This window comes from Brucella sp. 22210, from assembly GCF_052045675.1.
Classification (GTDB): domain Bacteria; phylum Pseudomonadota; class Alphaproteobacteria; order Rhizobiales; family Rhizobiaceae; genus Brucella.
This window is the reverse complement of record NZ_JBQEPD010000007.1, coordinates 22,567-47,563: the sequence shown is the minus strand read 5'-3', so window position 1 is coordinate 47,563 and position 24,997 is coordinate 22,567. Positions and strand designations below refer to the sequence as shown.

Genomic DNA, 24,997 nt, shown 5'->3' with positions numbered 1-24,997 from the left:
AATGGATCGGCTTGACTGCGAACGCATGTTCGTTGCGGTGCTGGATACGGGCAGTTTTTCAGCGGCGGCGCAACGGCTTGGGACAAGCAGCGGTCAGGCATCCAAACTCGTATCAAGGCTGGAAACCGATCTTGGCGTCCAGCTCATCAAGCGCACCACGCGCGCCTTGTCACCGACAGAGGTCGGATACGCCTATTACGAGCGCATGAAGGGGCTGTTGCAGGACTTCGACGCCTTGAAAGCGTCGGTGCGCAATGCATCGGGTGCTCCGACCGGGCGCATAAGGCTGACGGCGCCGATGTCATTCGGCACTTTGCGGCTGACGCCGGTATTGCTGAAATTTGCGCAGTCTTTTCCCGATATTCAGATCGATGTGAGCTTTTCCGACCGCGTTGTCAGTCTGGTCGATGAAGGCTTCGATATCGGCGTGCGGATCGGACAGCCGCTCGATAGCAGCCTGATTGCCCGCAGGCTCTGCGATGCGCGGGTGGTTCTTGTGGCCGCGCCATCCTATCTCGCCGAGCACGGAGCGCCGGTTCATCCGCAAGAACTGACGCAGCATAGCTGCATTATCGATACGAATTTCCGTGATCCCTATGTCTGGCGTTTCGCGCCGCAGAGCGGGGGCGATGCCGAGGCGGTCAATGTCACGGGCCGTTTGCATTTTTCCAATGGCGAGGCTTGTCTCAATGCGGCTCTGGCGGGATTGGGCATTGCGCATGTACCGACATTCATTGCCGGTCCATCCATCCGTGAAGGGCGCGTTGAACGCGTTTTGGGGGATTTTGAAAGCAAGCCGCTTGGCATCCATGCGGTATACCCGCCTGCGCGCCATCTGGCGATCAAGGTGCGCACCCTCGTCGACTATCTGGCCGAGAGTTTTCGCGGCGAGCCCGATTGGGATCGGGGTTGGCATTAAAAATGTCATGCCCGCCGGTTAGGCGGGCAAAACATCAGTCTCGTATCAGGCTTCGAAGCGACTGACTTCCAGTCCCGTGCCGATTGGCAGGAGCACACTGCCTATACCCGGCTTGGCGCGGATGGCTTCACTATAGCGCTGAAGGTTTTCACCGCCGGGTCGGATCATATTATCCGCCACGACAATCGCGCCGTCATTGAGCTTCGGATAGAAGGCTTCAAGGCAAGGCACGTACAGGTCTTTCCAGAGATCGAGGAAAACAAGGTCGACCTTTTCCGGCAGCGCTTCGATCATCGCGACGGCATCGCCGATCCTGAAGTCGATCTGGTCGGCCAGACCGGCCTTTGTCGCCATTTCCTTTGCAAAGTCGGACTTGTAGCCATGGAGTTCCATGGTGATCAGCTTGCCGCCGGTGGCGCGCGCCGCGTCACCGAGCCAGATGCCGGAATAGCCGAACGAGGTGCCGATTTCGAGGATGGTCGGCTTGTGCAGGCTTCGCGCCAGCGTGTTGAGAAACCGTCCCGTGTCGGGACCGATAGCGCGCATACGCATATCCTGCCCGCCATCGCGTCCGCCCGGCGCTTCGATGCGCGGCGCATCGCGTTCCTCACGCTGCCGCGCATGATATTCATCAAGGACAGCCTGCACCTTTTTGTCCAGCATATGCTCGCCGACGGTCAGCTTGCGCCAATGGATGGCAAGCTCTTCGCGAAAGGCAAAGCGCACCAGATGCCGTTCGACGACATCCTGCAATTGCGCCAGCGCAGGCTGGTCTGGCGAGGTGAGGGCAAGGTGCAGAAACTGGTCGTCGGCACGCAACCGGCATTCGCCGATGGAAAAGCTGATCTGCCCTGCTTCTGGATCGAAGGTGACCGGCAGCTTATGCGCAAAATGCTTGGCCAGCTGCTGCAAATAACGGCTGGCATGGGCGGTCTCGATAGCCGCCGCGGATTCCGCGGCAGCATTGGTTGAGACAGGAGCATTCATCAGCTTTCCTCCACAATTCGCGTGGCTTCCTTGAGGGCAGCCACGATTGCTTCGGCGCTCGCGGCGTCCATCGGTCCGCGATGCAGTCTTTGACGAACGGTCGCCTTCAGACTTTTCAGCGCATGGATGACCTCATGCGGCATGTCGCCATTGTGCTCGGCAAAGCTGTTTATCCTGCTCACAAGAGCATCGGCGGCGGCGCGGTTTGCGACCAGAAAGGCCTCGCCTTCAGCCGTTATGCGATTGAGCTTCTTGCCTGAATCACCGGGTTCCGTGACGGTGTAGCCCATATCCTCAAGCCATGAGAGCGTCGGATAAATCACGCCGGGGCTTGGCGTGTAGACGCCTTGCAACTGTTCTGAAATATCCTTGATCAGCTCATAACCGTGACGGGGCCGTTCGGCGATCATCGAGAGGACGAGCAGGCGCAAATCGCCATAATCGAAGATGCGCTCGCGACGGTGACCGCCTCGGCCACCACGCCGTTCGCCTCGACCTTCGCCACGCTCCCCGAAAGGATGTTCAGCATGGGGATGTTCGCCGCGATGACGGCCAGGTCCAGCGAAGGGACCACCCCAACGCCCGCCTCTGTGTTCACCCCGATGGTCGCCCTGACGACCGTGACGGTGTTGGGCTTCTTCTTGTTCCGGATGTTCTGGACGGCGATCCGGATCGCCATTTCTTGTGTTTGTCATGACCACAAGATAAATCTCGATATATCGAAAAACAAGATATATCGAAATAAATTTTTCGTAATGATTTTCTGACAGCCGTCAGGCGAACATAAGATCGACCTGCGCCTCGAACATGGTTGCGGTGTCGATCAGATTGTCCTGTCCGAGCAGGCCGTTATGGACAATGCCCATCCATACGGGCGCAGTGAGCAGGTGCGGATAGGTTTTCAGGATCGTGCCTTTCAGCTCGCCGCGTTCGGCGGCCACGTCGATCAGCCAGCGTATCCGTTCCAGAAAAGGTTCGTAGACTTCGGTGCGATAGACCTCTGTGAGATAGGGAAAGGCATGGCCTTCAGCCAGCACAAGCCGTGCCACCGTGGCGCGTCCCTTGTTCTCAATGCTCCGCATCACCGGGATCATCGTTCGCTTGCAATAGTCGGAAACCCGCTCGTCCGGCCGGATGGGGAAGTTTTCAATCTCGCCAAGCGGGTTGGTCACGATATCACGGACAATACCGGCAAAGAGGTCTTCTTTCGTATCGAAATAGCGATAGGCTGTGCCTTTGGCGAGGCTGGCACGCTCGGCGATACCAGCCATGGTCGCATTGGCGTAGCCCTTGTCGAGGAACTCCCGCATTGCAGACCGGATGATCAGCTTACGGGTTCGCGCGGTTTTTTCGGGGCTGGGACCGCGTGTTCTGGGCGCCTTCGCTATTGTGCGAGGCTGGGCATTTTGCGCTTCAGCACGATTGGTCTTCGGATCGTTGACCATGGCTGTTTTTCCTTCTTCGTAGTGTCGTCATCTCAAAGCGGTGTGTTTAATGGTCCCCATTGATTGGCGTTTGTGAGGTCACTCCATCTATGAGTTGTTACGCATTATCTCGCGCAGGACCATTGCAGTTTTTTGCTGGAAATACCTTATGAGCGCTTTTTCTGTATAAATTCAGTCTCTTGCAAGCAGAGCCGATGGCGCTGCGATGGGTAGTTGATCTTTGCAATTGGACAGCGATCCCGTTATCACCCGCGTGCAGAGATTAAGCCTTGGCTTTAGACGTGAATTGGAAAGTAAGCATGGTTCGCAGCATCGGGATGTTGATCGTCGGGATTACGGCACTGGTGAACGGCATCCTTCGATTGGGAACACCGGCACAGGCCGTTGAAAAGTCCGGCTGGCTTTATGAACAGTTCGGCGATCAAGGTGTTGCCTATGGCACAATCGTGCTTGGTGTGGTCGCGCTTATCATCTGCGCGATCATGTTCCGCAACAGCTGGTGGGTCGTGATACAGCAAAGGCGCAATCGCGACTGACTGTGGGAAACCTGTTTAGGACAGCGCGATCACGTAGAACTTCGAGTCCACGGCCATGACGGAAAAACTTTCGGGCAGGGTGCTGCGCCCCACTTCGGTAAAGCCGTTCTTCTCATAGAAGCGGTGCGCGCCGAGAAATTTGTCGGTGGTTCCAAGATAGATGCGGTGAATGCCGTTTTCTCCGGCATGGGCGAGCAAGGCTGACAGCAGTTTGCTTGCCGTACCGATACCCGAACCCCGATAGGGAGCGGCGACGAACATCTTCCGCAAGGCGGCTTCATTGTTGCCGATATCCTTGAGCGCGATTGTGCCTACGACCTGACTGTCATGCTCCGCGATCCAGAATTCTCCAGCGCCGGGTCGATAGAAACTGTCAATGGCATTCAGGTCAGGCTGGTCCTGCGCCGTGATGGCGATGCCATATTCTTCCTGCTGGATCGGCAGAATGACGGAAAATACGCCTTCCAGATCGTCCTGTTGAAAGGGGCGAACGGTGACGGAAACGGGGGCAGCTATGTCGGTCATGGGAAACGATTCATCAAAGGAAAGGGATGGCGGAATGTTATCCCAAAAGCCGTTGAGATCAATTGGTTCTCATCATGTGCTTGAAGCAAAATGTCGTCATGATATTTAGAATTTGCGATAGACGAAACTATCCGGAATTGGGGCGGACGCGTTTTCCTGCGCCATGGCTGTGACAATATCGCGGAGCGGTGAGCGCATGCAGACCGGATCGGTCGCACTCGCATCTCCGGCCAGCGCCATCGCCTGACAGCGGCAGCCGCCAAAGTCGATGTCCTTGCGCTCGCAACTGCGGCAGAGATCGGGCATCCAGTCATCGCCGCGATAGGCATTGAAGGCCTCGCCATCATACCAGATATCGGCCAGCCCCTTGTCGCGGACATTGTCGAAATGAAGCGACGGGATTGTTTCTGCGGCATGGCAGGGCAGCACACGCCCGTCCGGCGTGACATTCAGGCCGACACGACCCCAGCCGCCCATGCAGGCTTTCGGATAAGACGAATAATAATCGGCAGGAACATAGTCGATCACCAGCCTGCCTTCGAGGCGCTTGCGCGCTGCGGCGACTGTCTGGTTGGCTTTGACAACCTGTTCGCGCGTCGGCAGCAGCGCGGCCTTGTTCTTCTCCGCCCAGCCATGAAACTGCACGGTTGCGATTTCGATGCGGCGCGCGCCAAGCGTCAGGGCAAGCTCCAGCATCTCGTCGAGCTGGTCCATATTCTGCTTGTGGCAGACAGCATTGACGGTCAGCGGAATGCCAGCTGTCGTGACCCAATTGGCCACGGCCATCTTGCGCTCGAACCCGCCTTTATATCCGCCGATCCGATCAGCCGATGCGGCATCGGTGCCCTGTATGGAAAGCTGCACATGGTCAAGGCCAGCCTGCCCAAGCGCCTCCACGCGCGCCTGCGTGAGGCCGACGCCCGATGTGATCAGATTGGTGTAAAGGCCAAGCTCGACGGCGGCTTTTGTCAGTTCAAGAAGGTCCCGCCGTGCCGCCGGTTCTCCACCAGATAGATGCAGGTGCAGGACACCCATTTTTGCGGCCTGCCGAAAGACCTCTATCCATTCGTCCGTGGAAAGCTCCTGTTTTGCGCCAATCAGTTCCAGCGGATTGGAGCAATAAGGACAGGCAAGCGGGCAGCGGTGCGTCAACTCGGCAAGCAAAGCCATCGGCGGCGGTGCCAGCCGCTTCAGCTTTGCTTCCTGAATTGCCAGATTCATCCCAGAACCTCGATCATGCGGCGGTTGGCGAGTTCCTGAACAAAGGCCAGCACATCGCTTCCGACCTGTTCGCGTGGCGCATTGAATTCCAATGCAAAAGCATCGCAGATTGCATCGACACTGCGAACACCATCGAGCGCATTGACGATCAGGATCGCAATATCGTCCAGCGCCATGGCGCGCTCTGGTGCGAGAAGCACGGTTTGCCCGCGCACCTCATCAACACGCAGCCTCACGCCGCGTGCAAGCGTGACGATATCCGCCGGTTTGATGGTAACGCTGTCTGTCTCGCTCATGCGGAAACCTTCTTTTCTGCCAGAGCCTTGTCCCATCCAGTAAGGACGCCTTGCTTGCCGTCCCACGCGCCGGGCGGGATCATGCCGGGGTCCACATAGGCCGCATAAAGCGCATCAAGCTGCGCCCACAGCACATCGGTTTTGAAGGTCAGGGCAGCGGCGACGGCATCCTGCTTTTCCAGAGTGTCGGCGTGTTCCAGCACATAGGCAAGACCATATTCGACATCAACCGGCGCTTCATTGAGCCTTTGGCGGAAATAGGACAGCGCCTGTTCGTCGGCGAAGGCATAATGCTTCAGCAGGCCCGCGATCCGGTCCTTATGGATTTTGGGTGCGAAAAGTTCGGTAAGCGACGACGCAACTGCGTCCAGAAGCGGCTTGTCACGGACATAGTGCACATAAGCACCGACCGCAAAACGTGTTCCCGCCAGAATGCCCTTGCCGGACGCCACATAGTCGGGATCAAGGCCAACGGCTTCGGCCAGCTTGAGCCAGCGCCGGATGCCGCCGCCTTCATGGATGCCCCCGTCGTGGTCTTCAATGCGCGAACGCCAGGCGCGGCGCATGTCCACATCCTCACAGCGCGACAGAAACGCCGCATCCTTCATGGGAATGCTGCTCTGATAGCAATAGCGATTGATCACCCAGGCGCGCACTTGCGCGATAGTGCATTCGCCGCCATGCAGCCGGATATGGAACGGATGCTTGTCGTGATAGCGCTCGTGGCCGATGGCCAGAAGGCGGGCGTGGAATGTCTCCTTGTCGGCAGCGTCTTTCATAGAGCAATCTCCTTGCCGTCAAAGGCGATTTCAAACCCGCTTTCCTCGACCAGATTCCGTTCGGGACCATCACGCCAGACTGGGTTCGTATTATTGATATGGACGTATATTTTGCGATCCACTGCAACATCGGCGAGCGCTTTCAGGCTGCCATCGTCGCCAGACATCGAAATATGTCCCATGCGCCGACCGGTCTTTATGCCGGTACCCGATTGGATCATCTCGTCATCGCTGAAAAGCGTGCCGTCGAAATAGAGAATATCGGCGCCGCTGATCCGTGCCTTGAGGTCGTCGCGCACCACGGCACAGCCCGGAATGTAATAGACGCGGTGTCTGGCAGTGACGAGTTCGACGCCAACGGTCTGTTCGCCTTCAAGGGCGGTGTTCGGGGTTTCGCCTTCCATGAAAAGCGGCACTTTTCCCGGAACGGAAAACAGGCGTGCTTCAATCCCCGGAACCAGCATGAAGGGTTCATTCAGCGCCACGATTTCCTGTGTGACGAATGCGGGATCAAGCGCGGTGAAAATCGGGTTTGCAGCGAGGATATCGCGAATAGCGGCGGTCATCACCAGCCGGAACGCCTGCTTTTCCCGCAGCGTCAAAAGACCGGCAATGTGGTCGATATCGCCATTGGTCAGAAGAACGGTCTTGATCGGATTGTCGCGTAGCGCGCGCGGATGCAGCGCGGCTGTGTTGATCAGCTGCTGGCGTATATCGGGTGATGCATTGAGCAACGCCCAGTTTTCACTATCCGATGTGACGGCCAGCGAGGATTGGGTCTGCGGCGCAACCCCGTCCGGCAAACCCGATCGGGCCAGACGGCAGTTTTCGCAGCCGCAATTCCATTGAGGGAGACCGCCGCCAGCGGCGGCCCCGATCACAATTGCGCGGAACTCCGTCATGAAACTGTTCACGCGTCTTGGGAGGCGTGTCAGAACAGGATCGGTTCGTCACCGTCTGCTGGTGCATAGCGATTGATTTCCATGCCGCAGCTAACTTCGATGAACTTTGGTGCATGCCACGACACAGGCTTTTTCAGAGGCTTTGTCATAAGGCTTCTCCTTGGTTGGACGAATGATAACATTCTACCACCTATAAACTAGGAAGAGCCACAGCCTTTACCAGACCAAGCGGGCCGCTTTTTTGCGGGTTATCATACGGCGCTGTCCGGCCCGCCCTTCTTGTCCTTGATGGGCGCGTTGCCGTGAATGAGTTCTCGCCCGGCATAAAGGCCGCCGGTGACTTCGATGGTAAGGCGGTCGCCGTCGCGACGGCGAACATCTTCCATGACGCGCTCACGCTCCTCTTCATCGACGTCGAGCATTTCCAGTGCTTTTTCGCCGAGAGCAAGCGCCGATTCAAAGGTTTCGCGGATTTGATATTCCACGCCGGCATGGATCAGCTCGATGGCATGTTCGCGGTCGAACGAGCGCGCCAATACGGGAACCAGCGGAAACTCCGCTTTTACCAGTTCGGCGATTTTCAGGCTCGCTTCGCGGTCATCGACGCCGATGATGATCAGTCTTGCGCGATTTGCGCCTGCGGCATGCAGAATATCGAGGCGGGAGCCGTCGCCAAAATAGATCTTGAAGCCGAAATCCCGCGCATTGCGGATGGCGTCGGTGCTGGTTTCGATGATGGAAATCGAACAGCTGTTCCCGAGGAGCGGCTGGCTGACAATCTGCCCGAAACGTCCAAAGCCGATCAGCAAAACACTGGCCGACAAATTGTCCGCTGCCTCGACGCCCTCCATCGAAGGCGCAGGTTTTGGCATCAGTCGGTCATGCAGGATGATCATGATCGGTGTGAGAGCCATGGAGACGATGATCGTCGCGGTCAGGATGGCATTGGCCTCTGCATCGATGATGTTGACCGAGGTCGCAGCAGCATAAAGGACAAAGGCAAATTCACCGCCTTGCGCCATCAGCACGGCGCGCTCGACAGCTTCGCGATTGCTGGCGCGAAACAGGCGGGCAACGGCGTAAATGCCAATCATTTTCAACAGCATATAGGCAATGACGGCCACAATGATGAGCTGCCAGCTGGCAGCTATCACTGCAAGGTCGAGCGACATGCCGACGCCGAGAAAGAAGAGACCGAGAAGCACGCCACGAAATGGCTCCACATCCGCTTCAAGCTGATGGCGGAATGAGGATTCCGACAGAAGCACACCGGCGAGGAATGCGCCCATTGCCATTGACAATCCGCCAAGCTGCATGGCCAGCGCTGCGCCCAGCACGACAAAAAGCGCTGCAGCTGTCATGACCTCGCGAGCTTTTGCCTTGCCGAGAATGCGGAACAGCGGATCGAGCAGATAGCGACCGGCCAGAACCAGACCGGCGATGGATGCGAGGCCAATGGCAACGCCGGTCAGTCGGTCGGCCAGGGTTGTTTCTTCGCCGCCCGGCGCCAGAAACGCGACGAGCGCCAGAAGGGGCACGATGGCAAGGTCTTCGAGCAGCAGGATCGCCACGATGCGGCGTCCCTTTGGCAGGCCCATGGCGCGCCGTTCCTCCAGCATCTGCATGACAATGGCGGTAGACGTCAGCACGAAGCCTGTACCTGCAACAAAGCTCTGCGCGACCGGATAGCCAAGCGCGAGGCCGACGAAGGTGAGAAGGCCGATGCAAAGGGCAACCTGCGCCAGACCAAGCCCGAAGATTTCGCCCCGCATCGACCACAGGCGCGATGGCTGCATCTCCAGACCGATGATGAACAGGAACATGACGACGCCGAGTTCGGCGACGTGCAGAATGGCCTGCGGATCGGAAAACAACCCAAGCCCGAACGGACCGATGACCAGTCCGGCTGCAAGATAACCGAGAACCGAGCCGAGGCCGAGCCGTTTGAACAGGGGAACTGCAATAACGGCTGCGCCTAGAAGCACGACAATGGGAACAAGATCAAAGCCGCCGTGATGGGCAGCCTCGGCGGCATGTGTTGCAGTTTCAGCGGCGGCCATTGGCTATTTCCTTGCCGGTTGCCAGCATCAAGCGTGGCGAAAATGTTGGGGAGAGCAAAGATTACAAGAAGAATCGGATGTTCCGAAGCAAATGTACAGATTGCCATTGGGATGAGCGAGTCTCGACCTGTCACGCACAAAAGCAAATATTGCTGCGCTATGGTCTATTGAAATTGTTTTTTGCGATATCCATGTAGTTTAAGCTCGCTAGAGGAAGCGGGCAATTGGGGAGGTCCGTCGCAAGGCGGCTTTGTGTCTATTTGGGAGGACATATGCGTAGGTTTATTCTGGCCGTTACGTCGGTCGCTGCGTTGGCGCTCGCTGCTGGCTCGGCTTCGGCGGAAGATTATAAGCTGCTAGCGCCTGCTGCGCCGGGCGGCGGTTGGGACCAGACAGCACGCACCATGCAGAGCGTGCTGCAAGACGAAAAGATTTCCAGCAGCGTACAGGTTATCAACGTACCGGGTGCAGGCGGCACCATCGGTCTTGCGCAGTTCGTCAATCAGAACAAGGGCGACGCCAGTCAGCTGATCGTCGGCGGCTATGTGATGGTCGGCGCAATCCTGACCAACAAGTCGCCGGTAACGCTGGAACAGGTGACGCCGATTGCGCGTCTCACCGGCGAATATGAAGCCATCGTTGTTCCCGCCGCATCCGATATCCAGAATCTCGGCGATCTCGTTGCCAAGCTGAAGGCTGATCCGGGTTCCGTATCCTGGGGTGGCGGCTCGGCAGGCGGCACTGATCACATCACGGCAGGCCTCTTCGCAAAGGCTGCTGGTGTCGATCCGACCAAGGTGAACTACATCGCATTTTCGGGCGGCGGTGAAGCGCTGGCCGCCATTCTCGGCAATCAGGTAACGGTCGGCATTTCCGGATACGGTGAGTTCGACTCGCAGATCAAGGCCGGCACGCTGCGCATCATCGGCATTTCGAGTGACCACCGTATTGACGGCATCGATGCCCCGACCTTCAAGGAAGGCGGCGTGGACGTGGCCATCCAGAACTGGCGTATGGTTGCTGCCGCTCCGGACATTACCGCCGAGCAGGAAGCAGCAATCAATGCCGATGTCGAGAAGCTGGTGAAATCCGAATCCTGGCAAAGGGCGCTGAAGGACAAGGGCTGGGCGGATACCTATCTTGCCGGTCCGGCCTTCAAGGAGCAACTCGCCAAGGATGTCGCGGCGACTGAAACCATCCTCAAGGAAATCGGCCTCGTCAAATGACAGGATCTCAACAGCAGGACGAGCGTCGCCCTGAAGGGGCGACGCCGGATTTCGCCGCTCTTGTCATCGCTTTCATTCTCGGCGCCGTCGCCATTGCCATCGCGTGGTCCACAGCCTACGGCAACGATGTGATGAGTTACTCGCCGGTCGGCCCGAAGACTGTTCCCTACGTCGTGGCAGCCGGATTGTTCGGCCTCGCGATCTGGACAGTTATTGAAGCGCTACGCGGTGATTTTCCCAAAAGAGAGCACCAGGAAATTGCCCCCATGGCATGGATCATCGGTGGTCTGGCTATCCAGATGTTGACGATGAAGACGGCCGGGTTTTCGCTCGCCACGGGATTGCTGTTTGCAGCAACCGCGCGCGGCTTTGGCTATCGCAAGTTCTGGATCAGCGTTCCCGCAGGCATCGTCTTTGCCTTCGTGATCTGGTTCATTTTCGCGCGTGGTCTTCAGCTGTCGCTGCCGTCTGGCTGGCTTGAACGTTTCGTCTAGAGCGCGTTTGGATCTGATTGGATCAGATCGGCGCTCTAACTATTTGTTTTAACGCACATCCTATCCGAAAACCCTTTCACACTTTTCGGGATGTGCTGTAACGGCCAGGGCATATCATGGATACTGTAGCACTTCTCGCCAACGGTTTGCTGGTGGCGCTGGAACCATCGAACCTTCTTTATGCGCTGATCGGCGTGACGCTTGGCACAGCGGTCGGTGTTTTGCCGGGTATTGGACCGGCGCTCACCGTCGCGCTTCTCTTGCCGGTGACCTACAAGCTGGACCCTTCGGGCTCGCTCATCATGTTTGCCGGTATTTATTACGGCGGCATGTATGGCGGATCGACCACGTCCATTCTTCTCAATACGCCCGGTGAAAGCGCCTCCATCGTCACGGCGCTCGAAGGCAACAAAATGGCAAGGGCCGGGCGCGGCGGTCCCGCTTTGGCCACAGCGGCCATCGGCTCCTTTGTTGCCGGTCTCATTGCCACGCTTGCGCTCGCCTTCGTGGCGCCATGGGTGGTGAAATTCGCGCTGTCCTTCGGCCCATCCGAATATTTCGCGCTGATGCTGCTCGTCTTCATGACCGTCTCGGCAGCCTTCGGCGATTCAACTCTTCGCGGCCTCACATCGCTGTTCATCGGCCTTGCGCTCGGCCTGATCGGTATCGATCAGCTGACCGGACAGGCGCGGCTTGTCATGGGCACGCCGAACCTGCTCGACGGCATCAATGTCACGACGCTGGCCGTGGCGCTGTTCGCTATCGGTGAAACGCTGGCAGTCGTGTCCAAAAAGCTTGGTCCCGATGATGAAGTCATCGCGGTCAAGGGTTCGGTCTGGATGACCAAGAACGACTGGAAACACTCATGGATGCCGTGGTTGCGCGGCACCGCCATCGGCTTCCCGATTGGCGCCATGCCTGCGGGCGGCGCTGATGTGTCGAGCTTCCTGTCCTATTCGGCGGAGCGCCAGTTCTCCAAGCATCCGGAAGAATTCGGCAAGGGCGCAATCGAAGGCGTTGCCGGGCCGGAGGCCGCCAACAACGCATCGGCTGCCGGCACGCTTGTGCCGCTTCTGACGCTCGGTCTTCCGACCACGGCGACAGCGGCGATCATGCTGGCTGGTTTCCAGCAGTTCGGCTTGCAGCCGGGGCCGCTTCTCTTCGTGACCAATGCCTCATTGGTTTGGGGACTGGTGGCAAGCTTGCTCGTTGCCAATCTGATGCTGCTCATCTTGAACCTGCCGCTGATCGGCCTGTGGGTGAAGATGCTCACCATCCCGCGCCATTGGCTTTATGCGGGTATTCTGGTGTTCGCGACGCTCGGCACTATTGGCGCGAATGCTTCAACGTCGATGTTGTTCGGGCTGCCGGTCTCGTTCGAACTGGGCCTGCTCTTGGCATTCGGTCTTCTCGGCTATGTGCTGCGGCGCTTTTCCTATCCGATCGCGCCGGTGGTCGTTGGCCTGATCCTCGGGCCTATGGCAGAAAAGAGCCTGCGTCAGGCGTTGCAGATCAGCCAGGGAAACCCGATGGCGCTCGTCCATTCGTGGGTGTCGATTGTGCTGATCGCGCTCGCAATCGCCGCTGTCGTGGTGCCGATGATCATGCGCCAGCGCGGCAAGGGTGCTCTCCTGGCGCAGATGGCAACCGACGAGGACTGATATAAACAAAACAGCCCCGGTTTTGCCGGGGCTGTCCATAACGCGGATACAAACTACTCTTTACGCGAAAATTATCCGTGAATTTCACGGAACTGCTTTGCATCAATGCCAAGCGTCTCAAGGTCTTTCGCAGCAGGCTGATGACCAACCCGCATTGCAGCAGAAGCGCGGACTGCGCTGCCGAATTGCGCGAATGCACGACCGAAACGATTGTTAAAACGGGCAAACATTTTCATCTCCATTACGGACAGTTTCTTCGTCCGTGATTGTTAAATGGCGATGGAAAGGCCGGTTTTGAATAGAATTCCTTGCATGTCTGCCATGCAACAAGCGCATGTGACAGCCACAGCAATCAGGCGATGGCTTTTTCCTGTCCGATATCGGCTTTCATGCGATTGCGGCCAATCGGCAGCATCATCGGTCGCCCGGAAGTGGGGTCAGTGATGATGCGGCTTTCCAGACCGAAAACATCTGAAACCGTCTTTTCGGTGAGCACATCTTGCGGCGCGCCGGAGACATGCAGGCGACCGCCATTCATCGCAACCAGAAAATCGGCATAGCGGGCAGCAAGGTTGAGATCGTGCAGCACCATGACAATGGTGGTGCCGCGTTCCCGGTTAAGGTCGGTCAGAAGATCGAGAACCTCGACCTGATGGGCGATATCGAGAAAGGTTGTCGGCTCGTCGAGGAGCAGTACTTCCGTCTGCTGTGCCAATGCCATGGCGATCCAGACGCGCTGGCGCTGACCGCCGGAAAGTTCATCGACAGGTCTTTCTGCAAGCGATGCAGTCTGGGTCGCGTTCAGCGCCGCGGCGACGGCCTCATCGTCTTCACACGTCCAGCGCGCAAACATCTTCTGATGCGGATTGCGGCCACGGCTAACAAGGTCGGCAACCGTAATGCCCTCTGGCGCGATGGGCGATTGCGGGAGCAGACCCAGAGTTCGTGCCAGTTCGCGGGAAGGGACTTTGTGAATGGATTTTCCGTCGAGAAGCACCTGTCCCTTTCGCGGCGCAAGCAGCCGAGACATGGTGCGCAACAGAGTGGACTTACCACAGGCATTGGCGCCGACGATCACCGTGATCTTGCCGGATGGAACGTCGAGATCGAGACCGTCGAGAATGAGTGTGTCGTCATAGCCCGACGAAAGCTGGCTGACGGTGAGTGTATGGGTGGTCATAGCGAACCTCCGGTCCGGTTAACGCGTATGATGAGGAAGATCAGATAAGGGGCGCCGAGCGCGCCGGTGACAACACCCACCGGATATCGGCTCGGTAGCAGGAATTGCCCGCAATAGTCACCGACCAGCACAAGCGTGGCCCCAACGAGTGCGGAGGGGATCAGCAGCGAGCCTTTATTGCCGATGATGCGCGCAGCAATTGGTCCGGACAAAAAAGCGACGAATGAAATCGGTCCTGTTACCGCCGTTGCGAAGGAAATCATACCAACGGCTGAGATGATGACGATGATGCGGGTTGTGGCGACGCGTGTGCCAAGTGCTGCGGCAGTATAGTCGCCAAGCCGGAGCGCCTCCAGATCGCGGCTGCGGCTCAACAACAGGCCACCGAAAACGCAAAGGGCCAGAAGCAGCGGCAGTGTCTGGTCCAGACGGGCACCGTTGACGCTGCCGGTCAGCCAGCGCATGGCTTCCTGAAGGTTCCACGCTGGAGCGCTGGAGAGGATATAGGCGATGAAGCTTTCCAGCATCGCCGAAACGCCGATGCCGACAAGGATCAGCCGTGTTCCGGCAACACCGTTTCGAAACGATAGGCCATAGACCAGCAAGGCGACACCCAATCCAGCGACAACGGCGAAGATGGAAACAGCCGGGCCGCTCATGGAAAGCACGACGATGGCGAAAACGGCAGCTGCACTCGCGCCCGAACTGATCCCGATAATGTCGGGGCTCGCCAGCGGATTGCGCAGCATGATCTGAAAGGCGACGCCCCCCAGCCCGAAGCTCAATCCAGCCAGAACCGCCAGCACTGCGCGCGGCAGGCGTAGCTGACCGACTGTGAAGCTTGCACCCTGAACATGCTCGCCGAGGAGTACGCGCATCACGTCGGATGGCGGCGTGAAGGACTGGCCGAGCATCAGCGTCAGGGCGAAAAAAACGGTCAGCAGCACCAGCAATAGTGCAAGGATGGCTGTGCGTTTGCGTGCGCGAAGTCGGCGGTTCTGCGCAATGGTGGCTGCGGTAGGCGATAACATGGTCACAGCTCCCGCACCCGCTGACGCCGCACGATCCAGATGAAGAACGGCGCGCCGATAAAAGCCGTGACAATGCCAACATCGAGTTCCGCCGGTCGGGCGATAAGGCGACCAACCACATCTGCGCCAACCAGCAGGCACGCGCCGATCAGGGCGGAAAAGGGCAAGAGCCAGCGGTGATCGACACCGACGAGCAGACGGCAGAGATGCGGAACAATCAGGCCGACAAAGCCGATGGGGCCGCAAATGGCGGTTGTCGCGCCGCATAGAAGGATAGCGCCGAGCGCCGCCATGGCGCGCGCGACGGCAACATTTTCGCCAAGGCCAGCAGCAAGTTCGTCACCGAGCGCCAGTGAATTCAGCTTGCGCGCCGATAGAAGGCTGATGAGAAAGCCGACAGCGAGAAAGGGCAGCACGTGCGAAATTCGGTCGAATGTTGCTCCGCCAACCCCGCCGATCTGCCAGGACCGTATACCGCCTGCTATGTCGTTGCGGGGGAGCACGACGGCAATTACCATCGACGAGAACGCGACGGATGTGGCAGCCCCTGCGAGCGCAAGCTTGAGCGGTGTTGCGCCACCCCGACCGAGCGAGCCGATCGTATAAACGAAGGCGGCTGCGCAGCCTGCACCGAGAATGGCCGCCCAGATGAAGGCCTGCGACGAGGCGATGTTAAACCATGCAACGCCAATGACCACGGCAAGGGAAGCCCCCATATTGACGCCCAATATGCCCGGATCAGCCAGCGGATTGCGTGTTACGCCCTGCATGACGGCTCCGGCAAGTCCAAGCGCCGCACCAGCCACGAGTGCAAGAAAGGTACGCGGAATTCGAAGCGACACCGCCGCCTGACCGATTGAATCAACCTGACCGCCAAGTGCCGCAAGAATGTCAGCCCAGCTCACGTCGCGGGTGCCAAGCGAAACCGACAGGAAACAGAGAAGCGCAAGGCAGGCGATCACGACCGCCAGCCACATTGCTCTCGTGCGATGCGTCTTGCCGAATTGCGATATGTAAGGGGCGGTCTGGCCGCTGTGGGCTGTCATTTCGTCTTGTCAGCCGCCTGCGCAAGCAAGGCGACATAATCCTTCAGCACCCATGAGATGGAGAGTGGCGTCGGGTTCGCAGCCGTGCCGAGCGGGTTTCTGCCCAGCATGACGATGGCGTTATGGGTAACCACTGGCATCTTTGCCATCAGCGGATTGCTCTTCATGGCGTTGTACAGTTCCTGGCTGCCATAAGTGACGACGATGTCCACATCGTCGAACGCATCGATATGTTCGGCGCTGATGGAGCCGGAAAACTGGCCGGGCTTGGATGCATCGACAACGCTTTTGGGGGATTTCAACCCGAGATCGTTGAAGAACCGCACCCGCGTATCGTTCGTCGTATAGAAGTTGATCGTGCTGAGGTTCGTTGCGTCGAGATGGGTGACGAACATTGCCGACTTGCCCTTCAGATGCGGATAGGCAGCCACAGCATCGGCAATTTCACCGTCGATTTTCTTGATCAGCGCTTCACCCTCGGCAGCCATGCCCATGCCTGCACTGTTGAGACGGATCATGTCGCGCCAGTCCGTGGACCACGGCGCTTCCGGATAGGCCACGACGGGCGCGATCTGGCTCAGCGTATCGTAATCTGACTGGCTCAGGCCGGAATAGGAAGCGAGGATGACATCAGGCTTGGTTTCCGCCACGGCTTCAAAGTCGATGCTATCGCCCTCGTCGAACAGGACTGGCTTTTCCGCGCCCAGTTCTTTCAGCCGTTCGTCAACCCATGGCAATAGACCGTCGCCATTGTCATCGCCAAAATTTGCGGCGGCAAAACCAACCGGCACCACGCCTAAAGCCAGCGGCACTTCATGGCTCGCCCAAGCGACCGTCGCTATCCGCTTCGGCTTTTCCTGAATGGTCGTCGTGCCAAAAGCATGTTTGATCACAATGGGATAGGTCTGGCTTTCGTCGGCGGCAGCTGAGCCTGTTGCGGCTAATGCCACGCCCATTGCAAACAGCATCGATGCGACGAACATCAGCGGCGAACGAATGAACCACGACATAGGGCGCATTCTCCTTGCTTTTAGGTGCTTTAAAAGTGGCCTTTCACTTTCAGGTTAAATATACGCAGTCAAGTGCGATGCCGGGGGCTTGGCCTGAGCTGTATGAAATATCCGTGGCTTTTTACAAAAAAGCAGATTTCTACAATACTGGACAACTGCTCTCAAGTTAATGCGGTTTCGAGGGTATTGAGGTGCAGATTCCAGGTTGGTTGAACGGGGACGCTTTAACGGTTCAGCCAACAGAGATTCTGACAACATCCCAAAATCTAAGCATCGCTGTCGGCTTTGGCTGTCGACAATCATCGCATAACCGGATTCTGGAACGTGAGCATGAACATCGCAAAGACACTTGATAACAGCAGGCAAACCAGAATCCGTTACCGCAATGCCGCCTTGTTGGGCTGCACGGCGCTGGCGCTCATCATGCCGGGCGTTGCTTCCGCTCAGGATGCGGCGGAGACGTCTGGTTCTACGACTGTTCTCCAGACCATTACCGTGGACGGCACGGCCGGAAGCGACGACGACTCCAAATCCATCGTTGCACGCAAAACGACAATCGGCGGGAAGATTCCGGCTGAAATCCTCGATACACCAGCCTCGGTTTCGGTGATCACAGCGAAGGAGATTCAGGACCGCAACGCGCAGACTGTCGAGCAGGTGTTGCAATATACATCTGGCGTCAACACGGACTTTTACGGTTCTGACGACCGCTTCGACTATTTCAAGATTCGTGGTTTCGACGCTTACACTTACCGCGATGGACTGGTGGTCGGCTCACCTTTCGGCGGCATCCGCGAAGAACCATTCGCCTATGAGCGTGTGGAAGTTCTGAAAGGTTCGAACTCGTCAGGCTTCGGCGTTGCACAGCCCGGCGGTGCGGTGAACTATGTCACCAAGCGCCCCAAAAGCGAACGCTTCGGGGAAGCCTATATCACGGGCGGTTCCTACGAGCATAAGGAAGTCGGCGTCGATTTTGGCGACAACATCACCAAGGACGACACGCTTTCCTATCGCTTCACTGGCAAGTTTCAGGATGCCAATGCCGAATATGACTATTCGCGCAATGACGATAAATTCGTCATGGGCGGACTGACCTGGCGGCCCGATGCAGCAACCAGCCTGACCGTAGTTTACGATCATCTCTACAAGAACGGTACGCCTGGGAGCGGCGGTCACCCCATTGGCACGGATTTCAGCCGAAGCCGCTTTTTTGGCGAGCCGGATTATAATTTCCGTGGCACGAAGCGGAATGCGCTCAGCGCCATGTTCGATCATGACTTCGGTAACGGTCTGAGCTTCAGCTCCAATGCACGCTACAGCAAGACGGACAGCGATTTCGGCTATGCCTATATCGGTGGAACGCCGACAAATGGCTCGACAATCGCGGATCGCTATTTCTTCGGCAATGAAAGCTCCAACGAGCAATTCATCATCGACTCGCATTTTCTCTATGAGGCCAATTTCGACAATGTCGAAACCCGCACCTTGGTTGGTCTTGAGTACAATAATTACAAGTCGACCAACGCCACGTCGTGGGGCGCGGCACCCGGCATAGACTGGACAAACCCCGTTTATACCGGTGGTCCGCTTTCCACCGCGCCCTATACGAGCAAGCGAAACAAGCAGAAGACCACAGGCCTTTATCTCCAGCAGGATGTTGTCCTGTACGACAAGCTGATCTTCTCTGTTGGACTGCGCAATGACTGGCTGGACCTGACTGAAGAAAACCGGCTCACGAGCGTTACCGACAAAGGTGATCACAGCGATTTCAGCAAGCGCTTCGGTCTGACATATCGCATAACTGACGAAGTCGCGACCTATGCGAGCTATGCGGAATCCGTCGCCCCTGCCGATGTCGGTGTCGAACCCACGACCGGCAAGCAGTATGAAATCGGTGTCAAATATCAGCCGGACGCTTTCCCGGCATTGTTCAGCGCTGCAATCTACGATCTGACGAAGGAAAACTTCACCGTCTATGACAGCGTGACCTATCTGCCTTCCAGTGTCGAGAAAGTGCGGCATCGCGGTGTCGATCTTGAAGCGAAGGCGGAAGTTGCGCGCAACATCAACGTGATCGCAGCCTATAGCTATATTGACTCCAAGATCGAAGAGCCGGGCGGTGTTTACGACGGCAATCGCCTCGCCATGGTTCCAAAACACATGGCGTCCATCTGGGGCACCTATACGCTGGAAGGCGAAGGTGCGCGAGGCGACATGACCTTCGGTGTGGGCGCGCGTTACATCAGCTCGTATTATCTGGGCAATGCGAACAACCCGACACCAAAAATCGGCATGGGCGAGTCCAGCGTCGTGGTCGATGCGTCGTTCAGCTATAATATCAAGGAAAACACCACGCTTCAGGTGAATGCGAGCAACCTGTTCGATGAGAAGCATGTCGCCAATGGCGGCTCCGGTGCCTATTTCTACAATCCGGGCCGCGAGATCACGGCAACGCTGCGTCAGACCTGGTAAAAAATCAGGCCCCATCCGGTGATACTCGGGTGGGGCTTTTCACAGCGCTGATATGGTTTCAGTCAGACTGGCGCTGCTGCAAACGACGCCATGCGGCAGGTGTTTCGCCAACAATCTGCCGGAACGCCTTGGTGAGATGCGCCTGATCGGTAAAGCCAAGTTGGGCGGCAACGCCTGCGACTGTCACGTCGCCGTTGCTGATCAACAGATCCCGCGCCAGATCAATGCGTTTGCCGAGCTGCCATTGCAGCGGGGTCTTTCCGGTCGTCTGCTTGAAGACGTTGGAAAACCAGCTTTCGGAGAGGCCCACAGTCGCGGCCATTTCGGCAACGCTGAGCCGTCCGTCGCTGCATGCGTTGAAACGGGCATGAAGTTTGTTCATCTGCGCTTGGGTCAAACGGCCATAACCCTGGCTGTTGTCGTCTCCCGAAATATCGAGGAGACTGGCCAGAATGCTGCCAACAAGGCTTTCCGCGAAAAGCGCATGTTTCGAAGGGTTGGAGGTCTCATCCACCAGCAATCTGGCCAGTGTTTCGACGGCCCCGATATCCTGAATTTCTGCAGGACTTCGCAACGCCGCCATTGCAGCCGATGTGCCGACCGCCGGTGTCAGGAATTTGAGCAGCCGGTCTTTGTGAAAATGCAGGTTCAGATGCGAGAAGCGATGCATCGAAACTGTCTTCGTCCAAAGCGGTAACCCTGCGGGCAGATAAATCGCACGCATCATCGGACGAAAATGCTGTTTCAGCGTGCTTTGCGTGTTGGATATGCTGATGTTCGACGACACATCATTGAAAAAGATCATGATGCGCGGATCGTCTGACAGAAAATAGCCGGTCGCGCCGGTTTGGCTTTCCGCTTCCCAAAACGCGCTGACCAGACCGTCGAACACGCGCCATTTGACTGGTGCGACCACCCGAATGCCTTCTGCGTGCCAGGTCATGGAATGCCAGAAGCTCAACCTCGGAACCGTCCTTTCGGGAAGATCAAAAGGGTATCCCGCAGGTAGGAACAGGCAGGTATATCCCCATTTAATATGAGGATAACTATCATGTTTTTACATCATGGCAAGCCGATATTCAAACTTGCCATGATGGGACCAAACAGCGTCGGCGGCTAAATCGCTACTGCGTAGGGTTTTCTTCCACCAGAGCTGCGGTCGGATCGGAGGTCGCCAAGGCGGGTGGACCTTCCACCCCACGCTGACGTTCACGAATGAAGGTGAACAAGCCGGAGATGACGATCAGCACGATACCGATCAGCATCGCCATGTCGATATGATCATGGAAGACGAAATAGCCAAACAGGATCGCCCAGATCATCTGGCTATATTGCGGCGAGGCGATTGCACTGGCGGGAGCATGATTGGCTGCCAGCATTAGCAAAATATTGGCGAGTGCTGCGAGAAGGCCATATCCGGCAAGATAAACCCACTGCATTGTGTCGGGAGCCTGATAGGTGGGCAGCATCAGCGCGCCGCAAATGACAATGGGGCCGACAAGGCCGCTTGTATAAAGCGAGATGCGCTTTTCGCTTTTTCCCATCACGCGGAAAATGATGATGCCGACTGCACCGCCCATGCCGCCGGCGAGGGCACCGAGGTGGCCGATGGACAATTCACGGAAACCGGGGCGCAATACCACCAGAACACCAGCAAAGCCGATGGCAACTGCCAGCCAACGTCGCCAGCCGACCTGCTCCTTGAGGAAAACGACCGACAATATGGTGACGAAGGCCGGAAGCAGGAAAATCAGCGCGAAGGCTTCGGCCATGGAAAGATGCGTGAATGCCGTAACGCTGCCGACGACACCCATGGTTGCCGTAACCGTGCGCAGAAGCCACATCTTCACATTTGTGGTTCGAAACATATCGAGCCAGTTGTCGCCGGCTTTTTTGGTGAAGGGGACGGCAAGCAGGCCAAGTACAGCGCCGAAAAAGGCAGTTTCATAAGGAGACAGCGAGCCGTCAATGAACTTGACGCAGGCATCGCTGACGGCGAATGCGGCGTAGGAAGCAAACGCGAGGAAAATTCCGTAAAGCATGGCAATGTCCGTAAAAACGGGTCCGAAAGCGTGGAAGCCGAAAGAGGGAGAGGAGGCTCTTTCCCGATCTAATCGATTGGAGGCGCTTTGGCAAAAGACATTTTAGTAAAAATCGACCTCTCGCCAGTATAAATTGAGACGTGCGATTTCGCCTTTTTCAAGGCTTCGAGCCCTCGCGAAAACGCATGCCTCATTTGCAATCATATCCGTGGTGGAAATTTAGACAAACGCCTATTTGAGCATCATCCAAACGAGGAGAGAGCAAATGAACATTCGTCAGAAATTCCAACAGTATGTATCCCGTCGCCGTGCAGTTCGTGAACTCGGTGCAATGGACGACCATCTTCTTGCCGACATCGGCGTTTCGCGTTCGCAGATCCAGAGCGCCGTATTCGGTCGATAAGTGCGTATGGAGCGTCTTTCCAAGGGTCGCCCGTCAAGTACAATCGAAATAAAGTGACAAAGCGTCGGTCTCCAGTCCCGGCGCTTTTGCTTTTTAGCTATACCGAAAACAGTATTTTAGATTTTTCTGGTACGTTCAGCGCTTTCTCGCTGGCAAAGTTTTCCAACACCGATCGAAATAAATATTCTTGGACGAGCGACAGACATGTCGAGCGCGCGGATTGTCGTCTGGTCTTCTTTCACCCCTTTTATTAGGGGTAAAATCGCATATGGGACATTTATGATCTCGATATGAGACAACTTCGAATTGTTTATTATGCGGCCCCTCATATACTCAATCTCGCGGGGGCTGATGATGAAGGGCGCACCACGATCGAGATGTTCCGATCTCGGGTGTTCTTCATCATCACATTCTTTTCCCACCAATGACTATTCAAGCGATTATTACAGCGGCTTTGCCGTAATATTGTGTGAAAATAACTATACTGAGACTGGCATCCTTGCGCATCGGGCGATCAGATTGCTAACTGATCGCCCGATGACATTAAAGCTCGCAAGACGATGGGGCTCGCAAGATGATGGACCTTTTTTGGCGTGGTATCCTGATCGGGATCGGCGCAACAGTCGTGATGGATATTTGGGCAATCGTACTGGCTGCCATGCCGGGACAGTCGCTTCCGAACTGGGGACGGGTTGGTCGTTGGTTCTGGCATCTGCGCGAAGGTCAGATTTTCCATGATGACATCGGCAAGGCCACACCCTACCGGCACGAAGTCGCGCTTGGCTGGATCGGCCATTATGTCGTCGGCATTCTCTATGGCGTGATTTTTGCATTTTATGGCGGGGCGGCGTGGTTCGAGAACCCTGTCTTTCTTCCGGCCTGGATCTTTGGCATACTCACCGTCGCGGCCGGTTGGTTCTTGTTGCAGCCGGGACTTGGAATCGGGTGGGCAGCATCCCGTCTGCCGAATGCGCAGCATGTCCGTATTATGAACCTTGTTGCGCACACATTCTTTGCGCTTGGTCTGTATGTGACCGCGCTATTGCTGAAAAGCGTTTTCTAATCAATGGGTTGAAAACTGCGTCCGCCGCCGAGGTGGGCGCTTTTTTTGAAGCACTTTCAAATATTTCCCGGCAAATGGGGAACTGGCGTCGGCGCGCAAGTCAGTCCACACTCCATCAAGTCAATAAATAGGCATTCTCAAGGCAGAATTGTGTACGGATCGCGGTAGGGAACTGTGCTTTGTCTGCAATGAGGTGTAAGGGGAACCAGTCCGTCCGTGCAAAATGCGGCGGCGTCTAACATTTTGGCAATCCCACAGGGTTTGCTCCATTCTGTATTCCGTGGCGGCGCAGCAAATCTGTCCGTGGCGGAGTTGGCGTGGGCACCCGAGAAACGGGCCTACTTGCCTCGGAGGAACGATGCTCGAAAAGCTGTTCAAGTTACAGGAACACGGCACCAACGCGCGGACGGAAATCATCGCCGGCGTGACGACCTTCCTGACGATGTCCTACATCATCTTCGTCAACCCGGATATCCTGTCCACCACGGGCATGGATAAAAGCGCGGTCTTCGTGGCGACCTGTCTCGCCGCCGCGCTCGGTTCGATCATCATGGCGCTTGTCGCCAACTGGCCGATCGGCATGGCGCCCGGCATGGGCCTCAACGCGTTCTTCGCGTTCACGGTCGTTGGAGCCATGGGCTTCAGCTGGCAGCAGGCGCTCGGTGCGGTTTTCATTTCCGGCGTCATCTTCCTCCTTCTGACGGTAACGGGTATCCGCCGCTGGCTGGTGGAAGGCATTCCGCATTCGCTTCGAAGTGCGATTGCAGCCGGTATCGGTATGTTCCTGGCGCTCATCGGCTTGAAAACCGCAGGCGTCGTGGTCGGCAATGAAGCAACGCTTGTTGGTCTTGGCGATCTGACCAAAGCCGGTACGCTGCTTGCTATCGCCGGTTTCTTCATCATCGCTGTTCTGGATGCGCTCAAGGTTCGCGGTTCGATCCTGATCGGCATTCTGGTGATTACGATTGCGTCGATTGCGCTCGGCATCAGCCAGTTCAATGGCGTGTTCTCCGCACCGCCAAGCCTTGCGCCAACCTTCCTGCAGCTTGATGTTATGGGCGCGCTCCATACCGGCATTCTGCACGTGATCCTGGTCTTCGTGCTGGTGGAAGTGTTCGACGCCACGGGGACGCTGATCGGCGTTGCCAAGCGTGGTGGCCTGATTGAACCGGGCAAGCCGAACCGTCTCGGTCGCGCGCTCTTTGCCGACAGCACGGCCATTCTCGGCGGCTCGCTGCTGGGCACCTCGTCCACGACGGCTTATGTCGAAAGCGCTTCTGGCGTTCAGGCAGGCGGTCGCACCGGTCTTACGGCTCTGGTCGTAGCGCTGCTGTTCCTGGCTGCCCTGTTCATTTCGCCGCTCGCCGGTTCGGTCCCTGCTTACGCAACCGCACCTGCGCTGATCTATGTGGCTTGCCTCATGATGCGCGAACTGACCGAAATCGATTGGCAGGACATTACGGAAGCAACGCCTGCTGCGCTGACCGCACTGGCTATTCCGCTGACCTATTCGATTGCTAACGGTCTTGCCTTCGGCTTCATCAGCTACGTCGTGCTCAAGGCCTTCACCGGCAAGGCACGCGAGGTTCATCTTGCAACCTGGCTGGTCGCTGCCCTGTTTGTGATCCGCTTCGCGTTCTTCGCAGAATAGTCTTGTAACGCCGGGCGTTCGCGCCCGGCGCATTTCTCGCTGGTAGAT

Annotated in this window: 26 protein-coding genes and 1 pseudogene; 9 read left to right on the top strand and 18 right to left on the bottom strand. The window is 57.2% G+C overall.

What is annotated here, in order from left to right; all coding sequences use genetic code 11:
* The first annotated feature begins 1 nt into the window (after window position 1).
* Window positions 2-919 carry a LysR family transcriptional regulator gene (locus ACTJKP_RS11260; protein ID WP_440630708.1) on the top strand — a complete coding sequence of 306 codons (918 nt, stop codon included), beginning with the start codon at window positions 2-4 and terminating at the stop codon, window positions 917-919.
* A 45-nt stretch (window positions 920-964) separates the two neighbouring features.
* Here ACTJKP_RS11260 and ACTJKP_RS11255 read toward each other — a convergent pair whose 3' ends face one another.
* The 4 genes and pseudogenes from ACTJKP_RS11255 to ACTJKP_RS11240 all read right to left on the bottom strand — a co-directional run bounded on the left by ACTJKP_RS11255 (window position 965) and on the right by ACTJKP_RS11240 (window position 3,351).
* Complete coding sequence (locus tag ACTJKP_RS11255; protein ID WP_440630831.1) at window positions 965-1,579, bottom strand: O-methyltransferase; 615 nt, start codon at window positions 1,577-1,579, stop codon at window positions 965-967.
* A gap of 36 nt (window positions 1,580-1,615) precedes the next feature.
* Window positions 1,616-1,906: pseudogene (locus ACTJKP_RS11250) on the bottom strand (DUF2218 domain-containing protein); the annotation flags it as partial.
* Window positions 1,906-2,601, bottom strand: a complete 696-nt coding sequence (locus tag ACTJKP_RS11245; protein ID WP_440630707.1) for a PadR family transcriptional regulator — start codon at window positions 2,599-2,601, stop codon at window positions 1,906-1,908. The pseudogene ACTJKP_RS11250 and the gene ACTJKP_RS11245, both read right to left, overlap by 1 nt.
* A gap of 78 nt (window positions 2,602-2,679) precedes the next feature.
* Window positions 2,680-3,351: a TetR/AcrR family transcriptional regulator gene (locus ACTJKP_RS11240; protein WP_078336866.1), complete on the bottom strand. Its 672-nt coding sequence runs from the start codon at window positions 3,349-3,351 to the stop codon at window positions 2,680-2,682.
* A 299-nt stretch (window positions 3,352-3,650) separates the two neighbouring features.
* Here ACTJKP_RS11240 and ACTJKP_RS11235 point away from each other — a divergent pair, with 299 nt between their 5' ends.
* Window positions 3,651-3,887, top strand: a complete 237-nt coding sequence (locus ACTJKP_RS11235) for a hypothetical protein (protein WP_440630706.1) — start codon at window positions 3,651-3,653, stop codon at window positions 3,885-3,887.
* Between the two features lie 15 nt (window positions 3,888-3,902).
* Here ACTJKP_RS11235 and ACTJKP_RS11230 read toward each other — a convergent pair whose 3' ends face one another.
* From ACTJKP_RS11230 to ACTJKP_RS11200, 7 genes are all read right to left on the bottom strand, one after another.
* Window positions 3,903-4,412: a GNAT family N-acetyltransferase gene (locus ACTJKP_RS11230; protein WP_440630705.1), complete on the bottom strand. Its 510-nt coding sequence runs from the start codon at window positions 4,410-4,412 to the stop codon at window positions 3,903-3,905.
* 105 nt (window positions 4,413-4,517) lie between these two features.
* Window positions 4,518-5,633, bottom strand: a complete 1,116-nt coding sequence (gene pqqE, locus ACTJKP_RS11225; protein WP_440630704.1) for a pyrroloquinoline quinone biosynthesis protein PqqE — start codon at window positions 5,631-5,633, stop codon at window positions 4,518-4,520.
* Window positions 5,630-5,929, bottom strand: coding sequence for a pyrroloquinoline quinone biosynthesis peptide chaperone PqqD (pqqD, locus tag ACTJKP_RS11220; protein ID WP_440630703.1), 300 nt, complete (start codon window positions 5,927-5,929; stop codon window positions 5,630-5,632). Before pqqD ends, pqqE begins: the two co-directional genes overlap by 4 nt.
* Entirely contained in the window at window positions 5,926-6,708 is a 783-nt protein-coding gene (gene pqqC, locus ACTJKP_RS11215; protein ID WP_440630702.1) for a pyrroloquinoline-quinone synthase PqqC, read from the bottom strand. Before pqqC ends, pqqD begins: the two co-directional genes overlap by 4 nt.
* Complete coding sequence (pqqB, locus tag ACTJKP_RS11210; protein ID WP_440630701.1) at window positions 6,705-7,610, bottom strand: pyrroloquinoline quinone biosynthesis protein PqqB; 906 nt, start codon at window positions 7,608-7,610, stop codon at window positions 6,705-6,707. The genes pqqC and pqqB overlap by 4 nt, the downstream gene beginning before the upstream one ends.
* A 29-nt stretch (window positions 7,611-7,639) precedes the next feature.
* Window positions 7,640-7,735, bottom strand: a complete 96-nt coding sequence (gene pqqA / locus ACTJKP_RS11205) for a pyrroloquinoline quinone precursor peptide PqqA (RefSeq protein WP_078337071.1) — start codon at window positions 7,733-7,735, stop codon at window positions 7,640-7,642.
* A 126-nt stretch (window positions 7,736-7,861) separates the two neighbouring features.
* On the bottom strand, window positions 7,862-9,670 hold the full coding sequence (locus tag ACTJKP_RS11200; protein WP_078336871.1) for a monovalent cation:proton antiporter-2 (CPA2) family protein: 1,809 nt from the start codon (window positions 9,668-9,670) through the stop codon (window positions 7,862-7,864).
* A 272-nt stretch (window positions 9,671-9,942) separates the two neighbouring features.
* On the opposite strand from ACTJKP_RS11200, the gene ACTJKP_RS11195 reads away from it, so the two are divergent.
* The 3 genes from ACTJKP_RS11195 to ACTJKP_RS11185 all read left to right on the top strand — a co-directional run bounded on the left by ACTJKP_RS11195 (window position 9,943) and on the right by ACTJKP_RS11185 (window position 13,051).
* Window positions 9,943-10,896, top strand: a complete 954-nt coding sequence (locus ACTJKP_RS11195; RefSeq protein ID WP_440630700.1) for a Bug family tripartite tricarboxylate transporter substrate binding protein — start codon at window positions 9,943-9,945, stop codon at window positions 10,894-10,896.
* A complete protein-coding gene (locus tag ACTJKP_RS11190) occupies window positions 10,893-11,390 on the top strand; it encodes a tripartite tricarboxylate transporter TctB family protein (RefSeq protein WP_440630699.1) in 498 nt (165 codons plus the stop codon). The genes ACTJKP_RS11195 and ACTJKP_RS11190 overlap by 4 nt, the downstream gene beginning before the upstream one ends.
* Before the next feature lie 116 nt (window positions 11,391-11,506).
* Window positions 11,507-13,051, top strand: a complete 1,545-nt coding sequence (locus ACTJKP_RS11185) for a tripartite tricarboxylate transporter permease (protein ID WP_440630698.1) — start codon at window positions 11,507-11,509, stop codon at window positions 13,049-13,051.
* A gap of 71 nt (window positions 13,052-13,122) precedes the next feature.
* On the opposite strand, the gene ACTJKP_RS11180 is transcribed toward ACTJKP_RS11185, so the two are convergent.
* The 5 genes from ACTJKP_RS11180 to ACTJKP_RS11160 form a co-directional block, all read right to left on the bottom strand.
* On the bottom strand, window positions 13,123-13,281 hold the full coding sequence (locus ACTJKP_RS11180) for a hypothetical protein (RefSeq protein WP_162762585.1): 159 nt from the start codon (window positions 13,279-13,281) through the stop codon (window positions 13,123-13,125).
* A 122-nt stretch (window positions 13,282-13,403) separates the two neighbouring features.
* The gene (locus tag ACTJKP_RS11175; RefSeq protein WP_440630697.1) at window positions 13,404-14,231 is read right to left on the bottom strand and encodes an ABC transporter ATP-binding protein; all 828 of its coding nucleotides are present in this window, start codon (window positions 14,229-14,231) and stop codon (window positions 13,404-13,406) included.
* The gene (locus tag ACTJKP_RS11170; protein WP_440630696.1) at window positions 14,228-15,262 is read right to left on the bottom strand and encodes a FecCD family ABC transporter permease; all 1,035 of its coding nucleotides are present in this window, start codon (window positions 15,260-15,262) and stop codon (window positions 14,228-14,230) included. Before ACTJKP_RS11170 ends, ACTJKP_RS11175 begins: the two co-directional genes overlap by 4 nt.
* A 2-nt stretch (window positions 15,263-15,264) precedes the next feature.
* Entirely contained in the window at window positions 15,265-16,308 is a 1,044-nt protein-coding gene (locus tag ACTJKP_RS11165; RefSeq protein ID WP_440630695.1) for a FecCD family ABC transporter permease, read from the bottom strand.
* Complete coding sequence (locus ACTJKP_RS11160) at window positions 16,305-17,276, bottom strand: iron-siderophore ABC transporter substrate-binding protein (protein WP_440630830.1); 972 nt, start codon at window positions 17,274-17,276, stop codon at window positions 16,305-16,307. The genes ACTJKP_RS11165 and ACTJKP_RS11160 overlap by 4 nt, the downstream gene beginning before the upstream one ends.
* A 372-nt stretch (window positions 17,277-17,648) precedes the next feature.
* Between ACTJKP_RS11160 and ACTJKP_RS11155 the strand changes: the two genes are divergently transcribed.
* Window positions 17,649-19,790 carry a TonB-dependent siderophore receptor gene (locus ACTJKP_RS11155; protein ID WP_440630694.1) on the top strand — a complete coding sequence of 714 codons (2,142 nt, stop codon included), beginning with the start codon at window positions 17,649-17,651 and terminating at the stop codon, window positions 19,788-19,790.
* A gap of 58 nt (window positions 19,791-19,848) precedes the next feature.
* On the opposite strand, the gene ACTJKP_RS11150 is transcribed toward ACTJKP_RS11155, so the two are convergent.
* The gene (locus ACTJKP_RS11150) at window positions 19,849-20,751 is read right to left on the bottom strand and encodes a helix-turn-helix domain-containing protein (RefSeq protein ID WP_440630693.1); all 903 of its coding nucleotides are present in this window, start codon (window positions 20,749-20,751) and stop codon (window positions 19,849-19,851) included.
* A gap of 163 nt (window positions 20,752-20,914) precedes the next feature.
* On the bottom strand, window positions 20,915-21,832 hold the full coding sequence (locus ACTJKP_RS11145; protein ID WP_078336881.1) for a DMT family transporter: 918 nt from the start codon (window positions 21,830-21,832) through the stop codon (window positions 20,915-20,917).
* Window positions 21,833-22,097: 265 nt separating this feature from the next.
* Between ACTJKP_RS11145 and ACTJKP_RS11140 the strand changes: the two genes are divergently transcribed.
* From ACTJKP_RS11140 to ACTJKP_RS11130, 3 genes are all read left to right on the top strand, one after another.
* The gene (locus tag ACTJKP_RS11140; RefSeq protein ID WP_078336882.1) at window positions 22,098-22,235 is read left to right on the top strand and encodes a DUF1127 domain-containing protein; all 138 of its coding nucleotides are present in this window, start codon (window positions 22,098-22,100) and stop codon (window positions 22,233-22,235) included.
* A 574-nt stretch (window positions 22,236-22,809) separates the two neighbouring features.
* The gene (locus ACTJKP_RS11135) at window positions 22,810-23,298 is read left to right on the top strand and encodes a DUF2938 domain-containing protein (RefSeq protein ID WP_440630692.1); all 489 of its coding nucleotides are present in this window, start codon (window positions 22,810-22,812) and stop codon (window positions 23,296-23,298) included.
* Between the two features lie 358 nt (window positions 23,299-23,656).
* Window positions 23,657-24,949 carry an NCS2 family permease gene (locus tag ACTJKP_RS11130; protein WP_078336885.1) on the top strand — a complete coding sequence of 431 codons (1,293 nt, stop codon included), beginning with the start codon at window positions 23,657-23,659 and terminating at the stop codon, window positions 24,947-24,949.
* Window positions 24,950-24,997: the final 48 nt, after the last annotated feature.